This is a genomic window from Thioalkalivibrio sp. K90mix (assembly GCF_000025545.1).
GTDB lineage: Bacteria > Pseudomonadota > Gammaproteobacteria > Ectothiorhodospirales > Ectothiorhodospiraceae > Thioalkalivibrio.
Map to the genome: position 1 here is coordinate 2,601,423 of NC_013889.1, position 20,575 is coordinate 2,621,997.

General features: G+C 64.2%; 19 protein-coding genes and 1 tRNA gene. 12 read left to right on the top strand and 8 right to left on the bottom strand.

The features are described from left to right. The first annotated feature begins 29 nt into the window (after positions 1-29). Positions 30-944: a DnaJ C-terminal domain-containing protein gene (locus TK90_RS12445; RefSeq protein WP_012983840.1), complete on the top strand. Its 915-nt coding sequence runs from the start codon at positions 30-32 to the stop codon at positions 942-944. 37 nt (positions 945-981) lie between these two features. Further along, entirely contained in the window at positions 982-2,334 is a 1,353-nt protein-coding gene (locus TK90_RS12450) for a DegQ family serine endoprotease (protein ID WP_012983841.1), read from the top strand. Positions 2,335-2,491: 157 nt separating this feature from the next. Here TK90_RS12450 and TK90_RS12455 read toward each other — a convergent pair whose 3' ends face one another. Both TK90_RS12455 and moaD read right to left on the bottom strand, forming a co-directional pair. After that, positions 2,492-2,929 carry a molybdenum cofactor biosynthesis protein MoaE gene (locus TK90_RS12455; protein ID WP_012983842.1) on the bottom strand — a complete coding sequence of 146 codons (438 nt, stop codon included), beginning with the start codon at positions 2,927-2,929 and terminating at the stop codon, positions 2,492-2,494. Between the two features lies 1 nt (position 2,930). Then, a complete protein-coding gene (gene moaD / locus TK90_RS12460; RefSeq protein ID WP_012983843.1) occupies positions 2,931-3,164 on the bottom strand; it encodes a molybdopterin converting factor subunit 1 in 234 nt (77 codons plus the stop codon). 45 nt (positions 3,165-3,209) lie between these two features. Between moaD and moaC the strand changes: the two genes are divergently transcribed. From moaC to def, 6 genes are all read left to right on the top strand, one after another. After that, positions 3,210-3,701, top strand: a complete 492-nt coding sequence (gene moaC / locus TK90_RS12465) for a cyclic pyranopterin monophosphate synthase MoaC (protein WP_012983844.1) — start codon at positions 3,210-3,212, stop codon at positions 3,699-3,701. Beyond that, a complete protein-coding gene (locus TK90_RS12470) occupies positions 3,698-5,926 on the top strand; it encodes an AsmA family protein (RefSeq protein ID WP_012983845.1) in 2,229 nt (742 codons plus the stop codon). The genes moaC and TK90_RS12470 overlap by 4 nt, the downstream gene beginning before the upstream one ends. Before the next feature lie 70 nt (positions 5,927-5,996). Further along, positions 5,997-7,052, top strand: coding sequence for an A/G-specific adenine glycosylase (gene mutY, locus TK90_RS12475; protein ID WP_012983846.1), 1,056 nt, complete (start codon positions 5,997-5,999; stop codon positions 7,050-7,052). Then, positions 7,036-7,311, top strand: coding sequence for an oxidative damage protection protein (locus TK90_RS12480; protein WP_012983847.1), 276 nt, complete (start codon positions 7,036-7,038; stop codon positions 7,309-7,311). The genes mutY and TK90_RS12480 overlap by 17 nt, the downstream gene beginning before the upstream one ends. A 92-nt stretch (positions 7,312-7,403) precedes the next feature. Beyond that, positions 7,404-7,479, top strand: a tRNA-Phe gene (locus TK90_RS12485). A 28-nt stretch (positions 7,480-7,507) separates the two neighbouring features. After that, positions 7,508-8,044: a peptide deformylase gene (def, locus tag TK90_RS12490; RefSeq protein ID WP_012983848.1), complete on the top strand. Its 537-nt coding sequence runs from the start codon at positions 7,508-7,510 to the stop codon at positions 8,042-8,044. Positions 8,045-8,047: 3 nt separating this feature from the next. On the opposite strand, the gene TK90_RS12495 is transcribed toward def, so the two are convergent. The 4 genes from TK90_RS12495 to TK90_RS12510 all read right to left on the bottom strand — a co-directional run bounded on the left by TK90_RS12495 (position 8,048) and on the right by TK90_RS12510 (position 12,064). After that, complete coding sequence (locus TK90_RS12495) at positions 8,048-8,467, bottom strand: SRPBCC family protein (RefSeq protein ID WP_012983849.1); 420 nt, start codon at positions 8,465-8,467, stop codon at positions 8,048-8,050. Between the two features lie 399 nt (positions 8,468-8,866). Then, positions 8,867-9,112 carry a hypothetical protein gene (locus tag TK90_RS12500; RefSeq protein WP_012983850.1) on the bottom strand — a complete coding sequence of 82 codons (246 nt, stop codon included), beginning with the start codon at positions 9,110-9,112 and terminating at the stop codon, positions 8,867-8,869. A gap of 468 nt (positions 9,113-9,580) precedes the next feature. Beyond that, on the bottom strand, positions 9,581-10,432 hold the full coding sequence (locus tag TK90_RS12505) for a hypothetical protein (RefSeq protein WP_012983851.1): 852 nt from the start codon (positions 10,430-10,432) through the stop codon (positions 9,581-9,583). 135 nt (positions 10,433-10,567) lie between these two features. Then, complete coding sequence (locus tag TK90_RS12510; RefSeq protein ID WP_012983852.1) at positions 10,568-12,064, bottom strand: RNA-directed DNA polymerase; 1,497 nt, start codon at positions 12,062-12,064, stop codon at positions 10,568-10,570. Between the two features lie 477 nt (positions 12,065-12,541). On the opposite strand from TK90_RS12510, the gene TK90_RS12515 reads away from it, so the two are divergent. Further along, positions 12,542-12,955 carry a (deoxy)nucleoside triphosphate pyrophosphohydrolase gene (locus TK90_RS12515; protein WP_028490882.1) on the top strand — a complete coding sequence of 138 codons (414 nt, stop codon included), beginning with the start codon at positions 12,542-12,544 and terminating at the stop codon, positions 12,953-12,955. After that, entirely contained in the window at positions 12,952-16,152 is a 3,201-nt protein-coding gene (locus tag TK90_RS12520; protein ID WP_012983854.1) for a DUF3427 domain-containing protein, read from the top strand. Before TK90_RS12515 ends, TK90_RS12520 begins: the two co-directional genes overlap by 4 nt. Before the next feature lie 43 nt (positions 16,153-16,195). Here TK90_RS12520 and galE read toward each other — a convergent pair whose 3' ends face one another. Then, the gene (gene galE, locus TK90_RS12525; RefSeq protein ID WP_012983855.1) at positions 16,196-17,248 is read right to left on the bottom strand and encodes a UDP-glucose 4-epimerase GalE; all 1,053 of its coding nucleotides are present in this window, start codon (positions 17,246-17,248) and stop codon (positions 16,196-16,198) included. 60 nt (positions 17,249-17,308) lie between these two features. Next, positions 17,309-17,890 carry a YdcF family protein gene (locus tag TK90_RS12530; RefSeq protein ID WP_028490881.1) on the bottom strand — a complete coding sequence of 194 codons (582 nt, stop codon included), beginning with the start codon at positions 17,888-17,890 and terminating at the stop codon, positions 17,309-17,311. A gap of 518 nt (positions 17,891-18,408) precedes the next feature. Between TK90_RS12530 and TK90_RS12535 the strand changes: the two genes are divergently transcribed. Together TK90_RS12535 and TK90_RS12540 are read left to right on the top strand one after the other, a co-directional pair. Next, positions 18,409-19,047 (top strand): XrtA/PEP-CTERM system exopolysaccharide export protein, encoded by a 639-nt coding sequence (locus TK90_RS12535; protein WP_012983857.1) that lies wholly within the window; start codon positions 18,409-18,411, stop codon positions 19,045-19,047. A 133-nt stretch (positions 19,048-19,180) separates the two neighbouring features. Beyond that, complete coding sequence (locus TK90_RS12540) at positions 19,181-20,575, top strand: TIGR03013 family XrtA/PEP-CTERM system glycosyltransferase (protein ID WP_012983858.1); 1,395 nt, start codon at positions 19,181-19,183, stop codon at positions 20,573-20,575.

Genomic DNA, 20,575 nt, shown 5'->3' on the forward strand with positions numbered 1-20,575 from the left:
GATCGGACAGAGGCAACTCTGGGAGTGCAATGGAATACAAGGACTACTACAAGATCCTCGGCGTCAGCCGCGACGCCAGCCAGGACGCCATCAAGAAGGCGTACCGCAAGCTGGCGCGCAAGTATCACCCGGACGTCAGCAAGGCCCCGGATGCCGAGACCCGAATCAAGGAGGTCAACGAGGCCTACGAGGCCCTGGGCGACCCGGAAAAGCGCAAGGCCTACGACCAGCTCGGCTCCAACTGGCGCCAGGGGCAGGACTTTCGTCCGCCGCCTGGATGGGACGGCTGGGCCCAGCACCGTGGCGCGGGCGCCGGAGGCGGAGCCGATTTCGGCGGCTTTTCCGACTTCTTCGAGTCCATCTTCGGCGGTGCCGGGATGGGCGGCGCGGGCCGTCGCCGCGGTGCGGGCGGCTTCAACATGCGTGGTGCCGACCGCGAGGGTAAGGTCGAGATCACGCTCGATCAGGCCCTTAAGGGCACGGAGATCTCCGTCAACGATGCCGACGGGCGCGTGCAGCGCGTGCGTATCCCGGCCGGGGCCAAGGACGGCTCGCGCCTGCGCGTGCGCGGCCAGGGCGACCCGGGCGTGGGCACCGGCGGCTCTGGCGATCTGCTGCTCGAGATTCGCATCAAGCCCGACAGCCGCTACCGCGTCGAGGGCCGCAACCTCTCCCGCGACATCCCGATCACCCCCTGGGAGGCCGCACTGGGCGCCACCATCGAGGTCCCCACACCGCACGGCTGGGTCAACCTGAAGATCCCGGCGGGTTCGCAGTCCGGCAAGCAGATGCGTCTGAAGGGCAAGGGCCTGCCGGGCAAACCGCCCGGCGACCTGTACCTGAAGCTGATGATCCAGGCCCCGCCCGAGGACGAGGCCGGCGACTGGTACCGCAAGATGGCGGAACAGTCCTCGTTTGCCCCGCGCGCAGGGCTGACACCGTAGTTCACGGACACGTAGTGCACGGACACAAGGAGCGCGCATGCGTCGGCTGGTCTCTTTCCTGATTCTGCTGTCGACCCTCGCCTGGGCCGGCCCGGCCCTGGCACAACTCCCCGCCGAGGTCGACGGCCAGCCCCTGCCCTCTCTGGCCCCGATGCTGGAACGCACCATCCCCGGGGTCGTCAATATCGCCACCCGCGCCCGCGTGGTGGAATCCGTCAATCCGCTGTTCGACGACCCGTTCTTCCGCCGTTTCTTCGACCTGCCCGAGCGCCAGCGCGAACGCGAGCGTCAGGGGCTCGGCTCGGGCGTGATCGTGGATGCGGCCGAAGGCACCATCCTGACCAACAGCCATGTGATCGCGCGCGCGGACGAGATCCTGGTGACCCTGTACGACGGGCGCCAGTACGAGGCGGAGGTGGTTGGTACCGACCCGGCAACCGACGTGGCCGTGATCCGCATCGACGCAGAGAACTTGCGCGCGATCCCACTGGCGGATTCCGATGCCCTGCGCGTCGGCGACTTTGTCGTCGCGATCGGCAACCCGTTCGGCCTCGGCCAGACGGTGACCAGCGGCATCGTCTCCGCGCTGGGGCGCAGCGGACTCGGCGGCTCCGGGTTCGAGGACTTCATCCAGACCGATGCCTCCATCAACCCGGGCAACTCGGGCGGCGCGCTGGTGAACCTGCGCGGGGAACTGGTCGGCATCAACACCGCCATCCTGGCGCGCGGCGGCGGCAACATCGGCATCGGGTTCGCGATCCCGACCAACATGGCGCGCCAGATCCAGGATCTGCTGGTCGCCGAGGGCCGCGTCGAGCGCGGCGCACTGGGCGTCGGCATCCAGGACCTGACGCCGGCGCTGGCGCAGGCCTTCGATCTCGACGTTACCCAGGGCGCGGTCATTACCGACGTACAACCGGACTCCGCCGCGAGCCGTGCCGGGATCGAGGCCGGCGACGTGGTGCTGACCATCGACGGAAAAGCCGTGCGCAATGCCGCGGACCTGCGCAACCGCCTGGGTCTGCTGCGGGTGGGGAGCGAGGTGGAGATGCGGATCCTGCGCGACGGGCGCGAACGTACCCTGACCGCGCGTCTGGAACGCCCCGAGATCCACCAGGCCGAGGGTGCGGCGATTCATCCGCGGCTGGAGGGCGTGCGCCTGGCGGAGCACACACCACCCGGCGCCAGCCGCAGCCGTGTCGTGATCATCGACGTGGAGGCGGGCACCCCGGGCGCCCGAGCGGGGCTGCGCCCCGGCGACATGCTGCTGGCGGTCAACCGCCAGCGCGTCGAGCACCTGGCCGACCTGCCGCGCCAGCTCTCGCCGCAACAGGCACTGGAACTACAACTGCGACGCGGCAACCAGACGCTCTATCTGACCCTGCGATAGGGCCAGCCTCGGTGGGAGCCTGCGTACAGGCGAAGGCTCCTCGTTACACCCGGCTTTGGCAGGGGCTTCGCCTGCAAGCAGGCTCCTACAGAGATTCTGCCGCCTCGCTGCGGCCGGGATGACCGGGGCTTTCAGACAGCCTCCGGGGGCGGAAGGATCAGAAACCGGGGGTGTTTTTCTCGACCCAGCGGTCGCTGCCGTCGGCGAGGCGTTCGCGCTTCCAGAACGGGGCCTCGTGCTTCAGGCGCTCGAGGATGTCGGAGCAGGCGTCGCGCGCCGCGATCCGGTGTGCGGACCAGGTGGCCACGAGCACCAGGGCATCACCGGGCCGAACGTCCCCTACGCGATGCGCGACCAGGCAGCCCAGCAGCGGCCAGCGCGACTCGGCCTCGGCGACGATGCGCTCCAGTTCGCGCTCGGTCATGCCGGGATAGTGCTCCAGGAACAGTCCGGTCACGGTGTCGTCTTCGTTGAAGTCGCGCATACGCCCGACAAACACACTGGCCGCCCCGCGCGCCTCGGCCGGGATGTCCCGCTCGGCACGGGCAACCAGCGCCCACGGGTCGAAGTCTTCGCTGTAGAGCTCGACCGCCACCTCAGCCCCCGGTCACCGGAGGAAAATAGGCGACCTCGTCGCCGTCCCGCACCAGTGTATCCAACGCCGCCTGCTCCTGGTTGACCGCCACCATCAGGCGTTCCGGCGGTGCATCGCCATGCAGATGCCGCCAGAGATCGCCCACGGAGATCGATTCGGTGGGCAGCTCGGCCTGCTCGTCGGCGCGCCCCATTTCCTCGCGCAGGCGTGCAAAGTAGTGAACGGTTACGGTCATGCGGGCCCCTGTCATCACGGGTTCAAGTCAAGCATTATAACGACGATGAACGATCTCACTCACTTTGATGCCGAAGGCCATGCACACATGGTCGATGTCGGCGGCAAGTCGGTCACCCACCGGGTCGCGATTGCCGAAGGCCGCATCTACATGCAGCCGGAAACCCTGCAGCGGATCCGCGAAGGCCGCCATGCCAAGGGGGACGTTCTGGGGATCGCCCGCGTCGCGGGTATCATGGGCGCCAAGCGTACCGGTGACCTGATCCCGCTGTGCCACCCGATCGGTCTGACGCGTGTGGCCTTGGAACTGGATATCGAGAGTACCGCCGTCCGTGTGCAGGCGACCTGCGAGGTCCACGCCAGGACGGGTGTGGAGATGGAGGCCCTGACCGCGGTCTCCACCGCACTGCTGACGGTGTATGACATGTGCAAGGCCGTGGACCGCGGCATGGTAATCGATGGCGTACGCCTGCTGGAGAAGCGTGGCGGCCGCAGCGGCACCTGGCGGGCGGACACGACGCAAGGAGAACCCCGATGAAATGGATCAAGCGCCTGCTGGCCCTGATCGCGATCCTGTTGCTGCTGGTCGTGATCGTCGCGATCTACCTGGTCGCGACCTTCGACGCCAACGACTACAAGGAACGCATCGAGGCCGAAGTCCGCGACGCCACCGGCCGCGAACTGACCCTGGAGGGCCCGATTGGCCTGACACTCTTCCCCAACCTGGGCCTGCGCCTGGAAGAGGCTCGACTTGGCAATGCCGAGGGCTTTGGTGACGACCCGTTTGCCGAACTGGATGTCGTTGATGTCTCCCTTGCGGTGATGCCGCTGCTGCGCCGCGAACTGGACGTGCGCCACATCGAGGCCGATGGCGTGCGCCTGAACCTGGCCCGCGACGAAGACGGGCGCACCAACTGGGAGGACCTGACCGAACGCGCGGAGCAGGCCCGCGACGAGGCCGTGACCGGCGACAACGGCGAGGAGCGCACGGCCACCGAATCGCGCCTGGCCATGGAGCGCATCGGCATTGCCGGCGTGACCCTGACCAACACCCGGGTGCACTGGGACGACCGCATGACCGGCCTGCAGGCCACGCTGGACCCCTTCCGCCTGGAGGTTGGACGCTTCCGCCCGGGCGTGGAGACACCGCTTGAGATGGAGGCCGTGATCCGCGCCGAGGGCGGCGACCTGGACGAACCGGTGGAGTTCGCGATGGGCCTGGAGGGCCTGATGAATGTGGACCTCCTGAGCAATCGCTATTCCATCCGCCGCCTGAACGCGAACTTTGGCGTGGAGGGCGCCGGGCTGCCGCGGCCGGTCGGCATCTCGCTGGAAACCGACGTCGCGCTGGAAGTCGCCGACGAGACCAAGATGCGCTTTGAACGCGTAACTGCGGGCCTTGGCGATGCACGGCTGACGGGCTTGATCGAGCTGGCCGGACTGGGCGCCGGCGAAGAGCTCTCCGTGCGCAGCGAACTGCGCAGCAACACCTTCTCGGTGCCGGACCTGATGGAAGGTCTCGGGCTCGAGCCACCCCAAACCAACGATCCGGACGCGTTCAAACGTGTGGCGCTGGACCTGTCGGCCAGTGGCAGTCTGACATCGCTGGAACTGAACCCATTCCTGATCACGGTCGATGACACCCGGCTGACCGGCAATGCCCGCTGGGACACCAGTGGCGAGCGGCCCCTTTTCGACTTCAATCTGAGCGGCAACGAGCTCAACCTTGATCGCTACCTGCCGCCCGAAGTGGAACGGGCCCGCACCGAGGGTGGCCCCTCCAATGGCGAACGCGATGACGATGACGACATCGCCATTGACCTGCCGGTAGAGCTGCTGCGCGGGATCGACGTACGGGGCGAAATGGCACTCGAGCGCCTGGATGCCCTGGGCATGGTGATGCGCAACATCCAGCTGGAGATCCGCGCCAACGAAGGCGACTGGCGCATCGACCCGCTGGAAGCGCAGGCCTATGAAGGCCAGCTGAGCAGCCGTGTGCGCGTCGACGTACGCGAAGACACCCCGCGCTACGAACTGGCGGCCGACCTGGCCGACCTGGACATCGGCGCCCTGCTGGAAGACATGCAGGGCGACGACGCGCGACTCATGGGCATCGGCGACCTGGAACTGGATATCGCCACCCGTGGCAACACGGTAAACGCGCTGCGCAGCGCACTGAACGGCTCCGGCTCCATGCAGTTCTCCGACGGTGCCGTTCGTGGCATCAACGTCGCCCAGGTGATCCGCCGAGCGGAGGCGCGCCTGCGCGGTGAACGGCTGGAAGAAGACGAACCCAACCAGACCGACTTCAGCGACCTGACCGGCACCTTCGACATTCGCGATGGCGTCGTGCACAACGACGACCTGGTGGCCAACTCCCCGCTCCTGCGCGTGCGTGGCGAGGGCAGCGCCGATCTTACCGATGACACCCTCGACTACCTCGTCAACACCACCATCGTGGGCACCCTCGAGGGCCAGGGCGGACGCTCCCTGGAAGACCTGAGCGGCATCCGCCTGCCGATCCGCATCTCGGGCACCTTTGGCGACCCCAGCTTTCGCCTCGACCTGGAAGACATCCTGCGCGAGCGCTTCGAGGACGATGTCCGCGACCGCCTGGGCGAAGAAGAAGAGCGCCTGCGCGATCGCCTGATGCAGCGCCTCGACGGCGATCGCAGTGACGACGCCGAAGGCGAGACGGAAGAGTCCGGCGAACGCGATCTTCGACGCGAGCTGGAACGCGGCCTGCGCGAGCGCCTGCGGTAATCGTGCCGGCGAACTCGGCATTCAAGCGGCCGGCCTTCGAGGCCGGCCGCTTCATTTCGACACCCCCGCAATGACACCCTTTGCCGAACGGCTGCTTGCCTGGTTCGCCCGGCACGGCCGCAGCGACCTCCCCTGGCAGCACCCTCGCACGCCCTATCGCGTCTGGGTCTCCGAGATCATGCTGCAACAGACGCGCGTGGAGACGGTGACCCCGTACTTCCTGCGCTTCATGGAACACTTCCCCGACGTCGAATCCCTCGCGGCCGCCGACCAGGACACGGTCCTGCATCTGTGGTCCGGCCTCGGCTACTACGCCCGCGCCCGCAACCTGCATCGCGCCGCACAACACATCGTGAGCGAGCATGGCGGAGACTTTCCGGATACGCGCGAGGCCCTGGAACAGCTCCCCGGCATCGGCCGCTCCACGGCGGCCGCGATCATCGCCCAGGCCCACGACCGGCCGGAGCCCATCCTGGACGGCAACGCCAAGCGCGTCCTCGCCCGCCACGCGGCCGTCGAAGGCTGGCCCGGCAGCCCGAGCGTCCAGCGCGAACTGTGGGCCGAGGCGGAGGCACGCACCCCGACCACCCGCTGCGCCGACTACACCCAGGCCATCATGGACCTGGGCGCCCTCCTGTGTACGCGCACGCGCCCGGACTGCCCCCAGTGCCCCGTAGCCGGCGACTGCCAGGCCCTGGCGCAAGACCGGACCGGAGAGCTGCCCGCGCCGCGCCCACGCAAGGACCTGCCCACGCGCATCCGCCACGCCGCCCACCTGCAAACCGTCCAGGGCAGCCTGCTGGTACAACGCGCGGCACAGGGCATCTGGGGCGGGCTGTACAGCCTCCCCGAGGCCGCCGCGGCGCCCGAACTCGACGAGTGGGTGCGCAGCCAGTGGCCGCAGGCCGAGGCACAAGACACCAACGGGTTGCGCCACACCTTCAGTCACTACCACCTCGATCTGCGCATCCACTGCTACCGGCTCCCGCCGAACGCGTGTGGGATCATGGAAGGCGACAGGGCGATTTGGTATAAACCCGGCACATCACGGGCGGTCGGCATCCCGGCTCCCATCCAGCGTTATCTGCACGAACACAAGGATTCCGGCAATGGCACGAACCGTTAACTGCGTGAAACTCGGTAAAGAGGCCGACGGGCTCGATTTTCCGCCCTACCCCGGCGAGATGGGCAAGAAGATCTACCTGAACGTGTCCAAGGAGGCCTGGCAGGCCTGGCTCGGCCACCAGACCATGCTGATCAACGAATACCGCCTGACCCCGGTCGACCCCAAGGCGCGCAAGTTCCTGGAAGAGGAAATGGAAAAGTTCCTGTTCGGCGATGGTTCGGAAAAGCCGGAAGGCTTCGTCGACCCGAACCAGTCCTGATTCCCGGCGGTTCGGCGGCGATTGCTTGACGTAGCCGCCACGGACCGCTTTAATACCGCCCTTCGCCCGAAGGGCGAATCCCTCCGAGAAATGGCCGGGTAGCTCAGTCGGTAGAGCAGGGGATTGAAAATCCCCGTGTCGGCGGTTCGATTCCGTCCCCGGCCACCATTATCTCTCCTGTGGCACCATCCTTCCCATGAGCGTTCGCCGTATTCTGCGCATGGGACACCCTGATCTGCGTCGCGTCTGCGACCCGGTACCCGAATCCGATTTTGACAGCCCCGGGCTGCACGCCCTGGTGGACGACCTCGTCGACACCATGCACGCCAGCGAAGGCCTCGGCCTGGCTGCTGCCCAGATTGGCGTTCCGCATCGCGTCGCCGTGATCGAGATCCAGCCGGGCAATACCCGCTACCCCGGTGCCGTACCGACCGGCCGCCTGGCCCTCGTGAACCCCGTCGTCACCGTGCTGGACCCAACCCCGCAACGCTACTGGGAAGGCTGCCTGTCCGTACCCGGGCTGCGCGGGGAGGTCGCCCGGCCGCGCCACATCGCCGTGGATTACCACGAGCCCGACGGCACGCCCCGCCACCTGGAACCCGAGGGCTTCCTCGCCACCGTGTTCCAGCACGAGATCGACCACCTCGACGGTACCCTGTTCATCGATCGCGTCACCGACACCACCCGCCTCGCCTTCCTCGACGAATACCGCGAGTTTCACGCGCAGGCGTAGGCATCACGCCCCGTGTAGGCGCGGCCAGGCGTTGCGCACCACCTCTGCCCCCAGCGCATCCAGCAGCGGGTGGGCAGCCAGGCCGAGCAGGCCATCGGTCAGGGGATTCTCGTCGCCGCAGCGCACGGCCAGTTCCAGATGCGTGCCGCGCGCGCTCGGCGTCAGTCGGTAGCAGCCCTCGCAGGACAACCCGGCCAGCGCGCGCCAGCCGAGCAGACGCGGCGGAACCGCGACCAGCTCCTCCACATCGAAGACCAGCGGCACCCCGGCCACCCGCACACGCCAGCGGTAGCGCTCGGGCCCGACGCGGGTGATGGACTCGATGGCCTCGCTGTAGGCGGCGAACGCCTCCACCCGGGCCATCAGATCGAACACCGCCTCCGGAGCGGCGTCGATCTCCATCTCGTGGTGGATCACCGACATCGCCCACCGCTCCAGGTTGCACGGTCACCGCCGGACGGACCGGCGGCCCAGCCCCGATCAGTCGTGCACGACGATGCGGGAGCCCGCGGCGTCGATATCCACGCGCGAGCTGGAGTAGGCGCAGGCCTTCCCGATGTCCTATAGGGAAACACTGACCCATGTACACGCTCGCGCTCGAGTCGCTTTTGCGTGCGAACAAGGCGCGGTGACTGCCGTGCAGTCATTCTGCACAAGGGAGCCGCAACGCCGTGCGCACACAAAAGCGGCCGAGCCCCTTCGGGGTTGGCACCCCAGGTTCCCCGATCCTGCGTTGCACCGCTTGCGGGTAGAACCACTACCCGCTGCACGCCGCGCCTTGCCTCGGAAAACCTGGGGTACCAACGCGAGTGGGTACATGGGTCAGTGTTTCCCTCCGGGCATCTCATTGAGCTCTGCCAGACGATGCAGCAGGCTGCCACCTTCGCAGTCGCGCGGCATGCCGTCCTCGTCCAGCGTGCAGCCGAACTCGCCCTCGTTCACTGACCAGTCCATGTCGGCCGGCATCTTCAGCACCACCGGCTCCTCGTGCATCACCTGGAACTTCGCCCGCATGGCGTTCTTGCCGTCCTGCCAGTCGAGCACCGGCATGTTTTCTACGCTGCGCATAGTGAGCCTCCTTCGCAATTCGGCGAGGTTGCAACGCATTTCCACGGGCCGTTTACTGCCCCGTCCTTTGGACGCTAGACCCCGTCCTTGCAGCGGTCAAAGGTTACCCCGGTGGCGTTGGGGAAGGGGCTGTGCGGCCGCTCATCAACGCCATGGTGGAATACTTCAGGCACGCCTATCGCGGGGCAAAAGGCAAGGTCTGACCCCGAAGTTCCGCGCGTGCTGCTCGCGCGGTTCCCGAGGCGGTCAAAGGTGACCCCGGAAGCGATGGGGAAGGCGCCATGCCGTACTCCATCAACGGCATGGGGGAATGCTTCAGGCACGCCCATCGCAGGGCAAAAGGCAAGGTCTGACCCCCGTGGTCCCAGGGGCCACGGGACTCCTCGTGTATTCGGCATGCTGTCGCTCTAACGCCAAGCTCAGCCGAGGAAGGCCGCATCGCGGCCTGACGTCGGCTGGAGCGACGTGTTATGCGCTCACATCCATAATCAAAAGCGCACCGATGGAGCTCTCTTTTAGTGGGTCATGCTCATACTCGACCATGCAATGGACTTCCACGTCTGTTTCAGTCATCGACAGGATATACTCCTCGACTTCTTGTCGCCCTACGACCCTGAACTTGTATTTTCCGGCAGCAATATTCTGACCAGAAGACACTGACAGCCGCCCTTCTTTTTCGTATTTATTGAAATCGAATATGTCGCAATGAAGCGTTTTAGGTTCTTTGTCTATGGTAATCGGCGGATAATACAACCCCTTTTCTTCAAGCGGTATTCTTATAGCTGGCTCTTTTTCGTGCTTTGCGCCGAGCTCGATTCCAGACACATTATCTTCCTCCAATGCGTCATCAAAACTCCGAAGACCAACGATAATTTGTGCACCCATGAGCTGCACAGGGCCATGGTAGACATTTGTTTTATTACCATCTCCCTTGTGAACCACGGTTGTATTATCATCTCTCTGCTCAATGTGTATGGCCTCGCCGGAATGCGCAGACTTGTATATATCGTAGAGAAACCTCACCGTCTCTCTCGTATACTCCCACATTGCCTCGGGCGAATTCGAATGGACAAGTGGGAGTATCTGCTGGATACCCGAGAAAATCGCGCCTAGCGTTACGAACAGGCATTTGTTTTGGACTTCGTAGGCGACAAGCTTGTATTGCTCGCGATCTTTCTTAGACAGCCGCCCTTTCCCGGTGACGCCTCTGTAGACGCCATCCAGCACCTGCTGAGTCCCCGACAGCCCCGCGATCATTTTATCGAGCCTATATCCTTGATCGAAGGCGTTGCCTGTCATTTTCAGATAAAGGTTATCCACATCCCTACTCTCTGGTTACTCGCATAACGCCAGAGTTGAGCGGCGTTTGAGGCGGCGCCTGCTTTTGCGGCAGAAAAAGTACGTGGCGGGCCAAACGTCTGCTGCAACGATTTGTTCGGCGTCATTTGCACCGCACTAGTATGCCCATGCATTTTCTTTGAATAATTCGACTTCTTCAGGTTGAACCACTTCCTCTTCATCCGACAAGGCCGCGACAACAATATTCGAAACGTCCAAAGCCTGTTTGAGTGCGTCATTGGCGATCCACTCGTTTTCCCAGAGCTGTGGTGATTCGCCGTTTACGATCTTGCAGATCGGTTCTGAGCTTTCAAACTCAAGGCCTACCGCTTGCGGCTGAGTGACACGTTGCAGCCAGATTTCAAGATAGCCGTTGTACGGTATGCGCGCCATCTTCATCCTCACCTTCTCCCAAAGAGCTACCTTCTGGTTCTTTGGGGCGAGCGAAATTAGGTGACTGAGGATGCCAGCGACTGCTGGAAAGGTAGCGGGTGAAACAAAGGCGATATCGGTCGCGATAGCGACCTGAACCTCAAGATCCTCGGGGGCTTCCGACTGATCTGCCACACTAGAGTGAAAGTCACTGATCAATCGTCGAAGGGCACCACTGTTTGGGAATTTCTGGCCGAACGAATGAAGGCGAAGCAATTGCTTCTGGATCGTCTTAGCATTGGCCTCACCTAGATCCTGCAGTTCAATTCCCGCCAGTTTTTCCGGTTTTATGGAACCTGCAACCACATTCCTAAAAGCGATCGTCTTCGCGACACCGAGCTTCATTCCGACTTGCCTGAGATGATCGCTAACAACCTTCAGGACCTCCTCTGCGCGATCATCGCTATTTGCGAAGATACGAAAATCATCCCGATACCGCAGTATCCGAATGTCGTTGCAATCGCTAAGAGCGTCATTAATTTGTTCATCAACGTATCCAAGGACAAGCTCAGCGATGAAATCCATCAGCACCGAACCTTGAGAAATTCCGTTCGTTTGACCGTATCGACTTGCCTGTATGTGTGCATCGATCTTGTTGCCAAGAAGCGAGTTCTTGCCCTTGTTCTTCTTCGCTGATTCAAGACCGTGAATTGCCCAGGCGATGCTGTGCGTATAAAGCGACCCGTAGCAATCCGTTACGTCCGTGTGCAGCAGGTGACTGAACTCGAGGGAATAGGTCAAGGAACGCTGCTCGACACTTTGCCACCAACTACGAACTTGCGTGGCTACATCGGTCTGGTGATCGACAGACATGACCGGGGCGCTACAACAGTCGACAACGCCATTTTCGAACTCCCCGAATCGTTTCTGTATAAGTGCCCAGTTGTCGTTCTCACAGATCACATTGACCAGGGACACGTAGATCGCTGGGTGCATGAGCTCGTACGGGCGCCAAGCGAACCGGCCATCCTTGTTGGCGATGAAGTTGTAGTTGACGTTTGGCAATAGCCCCGGCTTCGATGCCTGGAACTGGGAGTACAGTCCCCCGTTCAGCACAGCTGCGACGTCGTTGAGAATCGGCTCAAAACTGATATATCGGGGCATATCGCCGTTGAAGTAACTGCTCCCCTTCATAAAGTGAGCACGTGCTTCCTCGGCAGTGAGATCAATTAATCGTTTCATTTCAACGAAAACGTCCAGATGACGGCGAACAGTAGATTAGACAGAATCTGCCAGATTGGTGATATACAGATTCTGCATATCATCCCGGCGTTCTCCTATCGGTGGCACACCACCACAGGTAAACCACGCTTTTATCATGGTAGTGTGCGTCGCGTCGAGTGGCAGGGCGTCCCACCCACTGTAATGAACAATCGTTGGCGCTTGATCAAAGGCTTAGATCGGCCGGCCGATCCAACTTAGGCGGGATGCAGGGGCCGACGTTGAAGGCTTGGGGGTGAACGGATTCGGGACGAGTCGTGGAGAGCGGCGCCTCGGGTATGACAGAACGTGGTGTTATACAGAATCGGTATATCACCGTTATGGCCGAGTGGCGTGACGGGAGGAACGACGACGCGTGGCTCGAAAATCAGGCTTCCGACGGGAGCTGTCGCGGCGTTCCCTGGTACGCTCCGGCCAGAGGTTAACGGAGAGCCGGTGTTGGAAACTCTCACGGAAGCGAGTCAGGCGGTGGTGGTCTGCGGCATTCTGGAGGACGCACAGGGGCGGGTCTTTCTGGCGCGTCGCGGGGCCGATCAGGCTTTGGCGGGGTATTGGGAATTCCCCGGGGGCAAGGCTGAGGCGGGCGAGAGCCTGGAGGCCGCGTTGTGCCGGGAATTCCGCGAGGAGCTGTCGATGGGGCTCCGGGTGGGGGAAGAGATCGGGCGTACGCCGATTCCGGGTAATGGGGGCCTTGAGCTGGTGGCGCTGCGAGCCTGGACGGAAGACGAGAATCCGGTGCTGTCCGTGCACGATCGGTGGTGCTGGGTGTCGCCATCGGAAGCTCAAGGGCTCGAGCTTGCGCCTGCGGACATACCATTGCTCGAAGCCTTTATCGCTGCACGTTCCGAATGAGCCGAGATAGCGCTGCCAAATCCCTGTCCAGTGGCCAATGGGTCGGCCTGCATGAACGGTTGGATACGCCGCGGGTACGACAGGCGCTCGAGGCCCTGGGGTTGGAGGATCACGCCCGCTGGAGCCAGGGTCTAGAGGGCGATGATCTGGCGATGGCCCTGGTCGCCGAGCTGGCGCAGCGGCTTGCGGAGCGCGCAGGTGAGTTGCGCGAAAAGGGACACGAGGACTGGACGCGAGCCGTGCAGGGGCTGGCGGATGCGTTGGCGGCGGCGGGGCATCCGCTTTCGGGGATCGAGGAGGACCTTCCGCAGCCGCCGTTTCGGCAGTTGCTGGAGGTGCGTTCCCCGTCGGCTGATCAGGTTGGGCAGCAGGAGACGCCACGGCCGGATGTTCCCTTGGCTCTGTCCAGCCTGCTGACTGGGTCCGATCGCACACCGAGTCTGGTCACGCAGATCGAGAAGGAGCTGGCCAGTGCGGAGCGGGCCGATTGGTTGGTGTCCTTCATCAAGTGGAGTGGGATTCGCACCCTGCGCGAGACGCTGAAGCGCTTTACCGAGACCCCGACGGCCGATGGCTCGCCCAGGCTGCGGATCGCGACGACCTCGTACCTCGGGGCTACGGATCTCAAGGCGATCGAGTTTCTGCTGGGCCTGCCGAACACGGAGGTTCGGGTTTCGTACGACACCCACCGCACGCGTCTGCATGCCAAGGCTTACCTGTTCCATCGCAGCACCGGCTTCGGCAGCGCCTACATCGGGTCGGCGAATGTCTCGCGGGTGGCGATGGATGAGGGCCTGGAGTGGACGGCCAAGGTCAGCGAGTACGAGCTGCCGCATATGTGGCGCCAGATCCAGACCTCGTTCGAGGCGCATTGGGCAGACCCGGCGGAGTTCGAACCGCTCACCACGGACGACCTACCCCGTCTGCAACAGGCACTGGAATCGGAATTCAGCTCGGGGCCTGGGGCGCAGAAAGAAGCCACCACGTTCTTCGACCTGCGGCCGTATGCCTTTCAGCAGGAGATCCTGGAGGACATCCGGCGCGAGCGCCGTTCGGGCATCGACCGTCATCTGGTGATCGCGGCCACCGGGACCGGCAAAACCATGATCGCCGCGTTCGACTATCGCCGGTTTGCGCGCGAGCAGGCGGACAAGGGGCGCCCGTCGCTGCTGTTCATCGCGCACCGCGAGGAGATCCTGCGTCAGGCGATGGCCAGCTTTCGGCAAGTGCTGCAGGACCACGAGTTTGGCGACGTGCTGGTGGGCGGGGCGCGTCCGAGTCAGGACCGCCACCTGTTCTGTACGGTGGCGAGTTGGAATGCACGGGACCTCGATCGCCTAGACCCGGAGCATTTCGATTACGTGGTGCTGGATGAGGCGCACCACAGTAGCGCCGGCAGCTACCAGCGCATCCTCGAGCATGTGCGGCCCAAGTGCCTGCTGGGTCTGACGGCGACGCCGGAGCGCACGGATGCCGACGACATCCGCCAGCACTTCGGCCAGCGTTACACGCATGAGATCCGCCTGCCGGATGCGATCGAGCGCCGCCTGCTGGTGCCGTTCCACTACTTCGGTGTAGCCGACCATGAGTCCGTGGATCTGAGCCGAGTGAGTTGGCGGCGCGGGGGCTATGACGCCGAAGAATTGGAAGGGGTGTTCACCGGCAACCGGGCGCGCGCCGATTGGGTCTTGCAGCAGGCCCATGAACACGCCACGGATCTCGGCTCGGTCAGGGGCTTGGGTTTCTGCATCAGTCGCGCCCATGCCCGGTTCATGGCGGAGTATTTTTCGGCCAAGCAGGTGCCCAGCGCGGTGCTGACGGGCGACAGCTCAGATCACGAGCGGAAGTCGATACAGCGTGACCTGCGCGAGGGGCGCATCCGCTTCATCTTTACGGTGGATCTCTACAACGAAGGCGTGGACCTGCCGGAGGTGGACACCGTTTTGCTGCTGCGCCCGACCGAGAGCCTGACGGTCTACCTGCAGCAGATGGGCCGCGGCCTGCGCTTGCACGAGGGCAAGCCGCATCTGACCGTGCTGGATTTCGTCGCGCCGCAGCACCGGCGCTTTCGCTACGCCGCTCGGTTCCGGGCGCTCAGCGCGCGGCCGGAGAAGCGGGTGGATCACCAGATTCAGGAAGGCTTCCCCTGGTTACCCAGCGGCTGCCTGATCCACCTCGACCGCCTGGCCACCCAGCACGTGCTCGACAACATCCGTGCGCAGATCAACCGCCAGCGACCGCAGATCGTGCGCGAGCTGAAGGACTGTTTCCGGGAGGACATCGACTCCGCCAGCCTGCCCAAGATGCTCGACTGCCTGCATATGGATGAAGCGGAAGACCTGCTGCGCAAGGACCTGCCCTCCCGGCTGCGCGCGGACTGCGGAGGCGAGTCGACCGAAGCGCTGGGACCCTATGTCAGCGGCCTCAAACGTGGGCTGCAGCGCTTAGCGCGGTGTGACGATCACCAGTTGCTGGAAACCCTGCAGACCCATCTGGCGCAGCCGGCCGCGAACGTGGAGCAGCTTGCCGAAGAAGATCGGCTCCGGCTGGCCCTTGTCCACAGCACGCTATGGGGCAAGACGCGGCCGGGGGACGGGGACCTATCCGCCGTGGACGCCTTCGTCCGCGAACAGCGCCCCCTGTACCGGGATCTCCAGGAAGTCGCCGCCTGGCGACACGAGCGTATCGTCCCCGCCAGCGGCATCACCTTCCCGGAGCAGACGGGGCCACTGGAACTGCACGCGTCCTACACCCGCGAGCAGATCCTGCTGGCGCTGGGGCTCGGTAGCCTGGAGAAGCCGATCACCCAGCAGGAGGGTGTGCGGCACGTACCGGAGCGGCGGGTGGATGCGTTGTTTGTGACCCTGGAGAAATCCGAGCAGGAGTTCTCGCCCACCACCATGTACGAGGACTACGCCCTCAACGAGCGGCGGTTCCACTGGCAGTCACAGTCCGGCACCTCACCCACCTCGGAGACCGGGCAGCGTTACATCCACCACGAAGAGCTCGGCTACACGCCCATGCTGTTCATTCGGCGGGCTAAGCGTGATGCGACGGGCCTCAGTGAGCCATTCACCTTCTGCGGCCCGGTGCGTTACCAGCACCACGAGGGCAGCAAGCCGATGAGCATCATCTGGGAGCTGGAGTACGAGATGCCCGCGCGGCTCCTGCACCTCGCCCGCCGCACGGTCCTGTAACGGGAGAGGCTGCCCGCTTGCGGACGACCGCCTCGACGGAGGATCAGGGGGCGCCGTAGGCGTGGGCGGTGGTTTCCGGCATGGGCAGGGGGTGGAGCCGGACGGCCAGGTGGGGTGCGGCGGCGGTGGTCATGCGGCGTTCCCAGGTGAGGGCGTGACGGACGATGAGGTCCAGGTCGTCGTACTCGGGGGACCAGGCCAGCAGGTCGCGGATTCGGGATGCGTCTGCGGTCAGGGCGGGCGGATCGCCGGCGCGGCGGGGGCCATGGATGACGGGGAATCGGTAACCGCTGATGCGCTGCACGGACTCGAGGACCTGCAACACGCTGTAGCCATGGCCATACCCGCAGTTGAGGGCCTGCGAGGAGCCGCCCGCGACCAGGTAGTCCATCGCGCGAAGGTGGGCCGCGGCGAGATCCTCGACATGGATGTAGTCGCGGACGCAGGTGCCATCGGCGGTTGGGTAATCGGTGCCGAAGACGGTGATGCTTTCGCGCTCGCCCAGGGCGGCCTGGCAGGCCACCTTGATCAGGTGGGTCGCGTTGGGAGTGGCCTGGCCCAGCGTCCCGTCGGGGGCCGCGCCGGCCACGTTGAAATAGCGCAGACAGACGTAACGCAGATCACTCGCCTGACCGAAGTCGGCGATCATCCGCTCGGACATGACCTTGGACGCGCCGTAGGGGTTGATGGGCAGGAGCGGGCTGGTTTCGTCGACGGGGTTATTTTCCGGGATGCCGTATACCGCGGCGGTCGAGGAAAAGACGAGGAAACGCACGCCCGTCGCCTGGCACCCCTCCAGGAGGTTCAGGGTGTTGCGGGTGTTGCTGCCGTAGTACCCCAGCGGATCGGCCAGCGACTCCGGAACGACGATCCTGGCGGCGAAGTGCAGGACGCCATCAAAAGCGTAGTCCGCAAGAACACCGTGCAGGCGCTGGCGGTCTGCCATGTCGCCGACGATCAGCGCGGCATGACCAATGGCCCAGCGATGCCCTGTGCTGAGATTGTCGTACACGACGACATCGTGACCATCGGCCAGCAACTGGCGCACGACATGTGAACCAATGTAGCCCGCCCCACCCGTTACCAGGATTTTCATCGTCGAACCTTCGCCTCGTCGTTGATCGAACGGCTGTACATAAATGAGTGTCGTGCCGGGCTATTCCGGCCCGTATTGCCAGCGATACCAGGCCATGCCCCAGTACTCGTGCAGTGCGAGCCAGCTGGCCCAGACCGCACTGGCCTGCGGGCGAAAGCCCTCCAGGGACCAGCCGTTATCTCGCGGCACATAGGCACCGGTCGGGGCCGGGATAATCTCCAGGCCCGCGCGCTCGAATGACCAAGTGGCGCGCGGCATGTGATGGGCATGGCTCACGAGTGCCACGCGCTCGATCCCCTCTGCATGCAGCTGCTCGGCGGAGTGCCGGGCATTGCCCCAGGTGTCGCGCGCATTGGGTTCCCGCAGGATCGGGTGGACGCCATATTCCTTCAGTACCTCTGCCATGTAGTCGGCTTCTGGAACTCGCTCCTCGGGGCCCCCGCCCGAAACCATCACGGGCAGCCCGGTGCGGTGGTGCAGGTACGCCGCGTAACGCAGGCGCACCAGTGCCAGGTCGTGGACGGTCTCGCCCGAGAACTCTTCGGCTCCACTGCGATACCCGGCCCCCAGCACCACAATCGCTTGTGCGTCCGCCAGCTGGTTGTCGTCCGGCGGCGCAAACCCCTCCTGCAAGGGCTTCATGAGGGCGTAACTAAATACAGGAGTAGATAAGGAATAGCTCAATAGAAGGCCGATTACCAACAGCACTTTTCCAACATTTGTTCGGTAAATAATCCACCCGACAATGGCAAGTATGAGAGGACCGGAAGGAGGCAGAAGAAGCCAATTGGCTAGCAGACGCAGAGGGATGGGGTCCAACGTTTTTCCCCGGTAGTAGACGCAAAATCAAGGACCCTATTTTGGGCCCACCAACGGGATTTGAAAGGACCAAATAAACCGAACGGAAAACACCCCATCGTCAGTCTAAAGACTGATGGTCTGGGCCGGGGGCCACGTCTAACATCGATTATCCAGGGGAATAGCCAATACTAACTAAGTGCTTGCTATTGCCCGCACCGTTTCGAGGCTAAACGGAGACGGGTCCGGGCACGATCAGGGCCGGGTCCGGGTTTCGCCGGACAATGAAGTCGGCGGTGTCAAATTGGACTGACTCAAGGAAGCGGAAGCGTTTCCTTACACGCCCAAAGGGGAGACAAGCGATGACCGTCAAGACCAGCCCACAAAGTGCTTTTATTGTTCTCATTTTGTCCCTGGCATTCGTCCTGGTGACGACCAGCGCCTGCACCACCACGCCCTATCCGGATGCCCCCTCGACCGTGGAAAAAACGGTGGTGGACCAGTACATCATCGGTCCCGGAGACACGCTGAATATCGCGGTCCGCAACAACCCGGATCTGTCCACCGCAGTGGCGGTGCGGCCGGATGGCCAGATCACCACGCCGCTGGTGGAAGACGTGCAGGCCAGCGGCAGAACCCCCAGTGAGCTGGCGCGGGACATGGAAGACAAGCTCTCCGACTTCCTCCGCGACCCGATCGTGACGGTGATGGTGACCAGTTTTGCTGGCCCCTATGCCCGCCAGGTGCGCGTGATCGGCCAGGCGGCCGAGCCTCAGGCGCTGCAGTACCGCGAAGAGATGACCGTGATGGATGTGATGATCGCGGTCGGCGGGATTACCGATTTCGCGGCCGGCAATCGCGCCGTGCTGGTGCGCAACGAAAACGGCGAACGCCAGCAGTACCGCGTCCGCCTGAACGACCTGATCTACGGGGGCGACATCTCGGCCAACGTGGACATGTTGCCGGGCGACATCCTGATCATCCCGGAACGCCGCTTCTGACCGGTGCGGGCACGGCAAGGCCTCTTGCCGCGCCCGCAGGTTACAAGCCGAGCGGACAACCCGGTTTCGGGAAAGAAACAGGCATCGATCGCCTCCCCGGCTCTGGGGGAGGTGACCGGGGGGTATCTTGAGCATGCGCATACTTGGACATTACGTATCGCGACGGATCCTGGCGCTGGTGGGGCTGGAGCTGGTTGCGATCTACATCGCGCTCTACCTGACGCTCGCCCTGTTCGCCCTGTCGCTGGGCCCGGTCGCCCCCTGGATGCCGGAACTCCTGATCGCCGTGGCGGTGGTGCTGTTCGCGGTGATGCTGGTGGGGCTTTACGAGCAGGAGTGCCTGGCAAGGTTCAGCCTGCGATCCGCTGTGGTGCGCCTGGGCGGGGCTCTGGTCCTGGCGGGTGGCGCGCTGGCGATCTACGGGTTGCTCACGGCCAGCAGCGTACTGACACCGACGATCGTGGGCAGTGGCGCGGTGATCCTGCTGGCAAGCCTGACGGCCGAGCGCAGCCTCTTTCGCGGGCTGTCGGAGACCGATGCCTTCAAGCGGCGCATCCTGGTCCTGGGCACGGGCAGCCGTGCGCGCTCACTGGAGGTACGCCATGCCGGACCCGACGGGGGCGATGCCACCTATCAGGTCGTCGGCTATGTGGCGACCGAGCGCGAGACCGATCGGCTGGTGGACCAGCAACGACTCCGGGTGCTGGACGACAAGACCAGCCTGCTGGATGTGGCGCGCTCGCTGCGGGTGGAGGAAATCGTGGTGGGCATGCGCGAGCGCCGCGAGAACCTGCCGATCAACCAGCTGCTGGAATGCAAGCTCAACGGCATCCGCATCACGGACCTGTCGACTTTCTTCGAGCGCGAGGACCGCCAGCTCCAGCTGGACGGGATCAACACCAGCTGGCTGGTGTTTGGCGGGGGCTTCCGCCAGCACCGCGCACGCGCCCTGGTCAAGCGCAGCTTCGATCTGCTGGCGAGCACGGCCCTGCTGGTGGCGACCCTGCCGGTAATGCTGCTGACCGCGATCGCCATCAAGCTCGACAGCCCGGGGCCGGTGCTCTACTGGCAGACCCGGGTCGGCCAGGGCAACACGCCGTTCGAGATCTGCAAGTTCCGCAGCATGCGCATGGATGCCGAAGGGGACGGCGTGGCCCGCTGGGCCAGCGGTGACGACGACCGCATCACGCGCGTGGGCCGGGTAATCCGCAAGCTACGCATCGACGAGCTGCCGCAGATCATCAACGTGTTTCAGGGGCGCATGTCGTTCGTGGGGCCGCGCCCGGAGCGCCCGGTGTTCGTGGAGCAGCTCAGCGAGCAGATCCCGTATTTCCTCGCGCGCCACAGCATCCGCCCCGGTATCACCGGGTGGGCGCAGGTGCGCTACGCCTACGGCGCATCGGTCGAGGATGCCCGGCAGAAGCTCCAGTACGACCTGTACTACGTCAAGAACCACAGCCTGTTCATGGATCTGATGATCCTGTTCGAGACGGTCCGCGTCGTCCTGTTTGGCCGCGGGGCCCGCTGA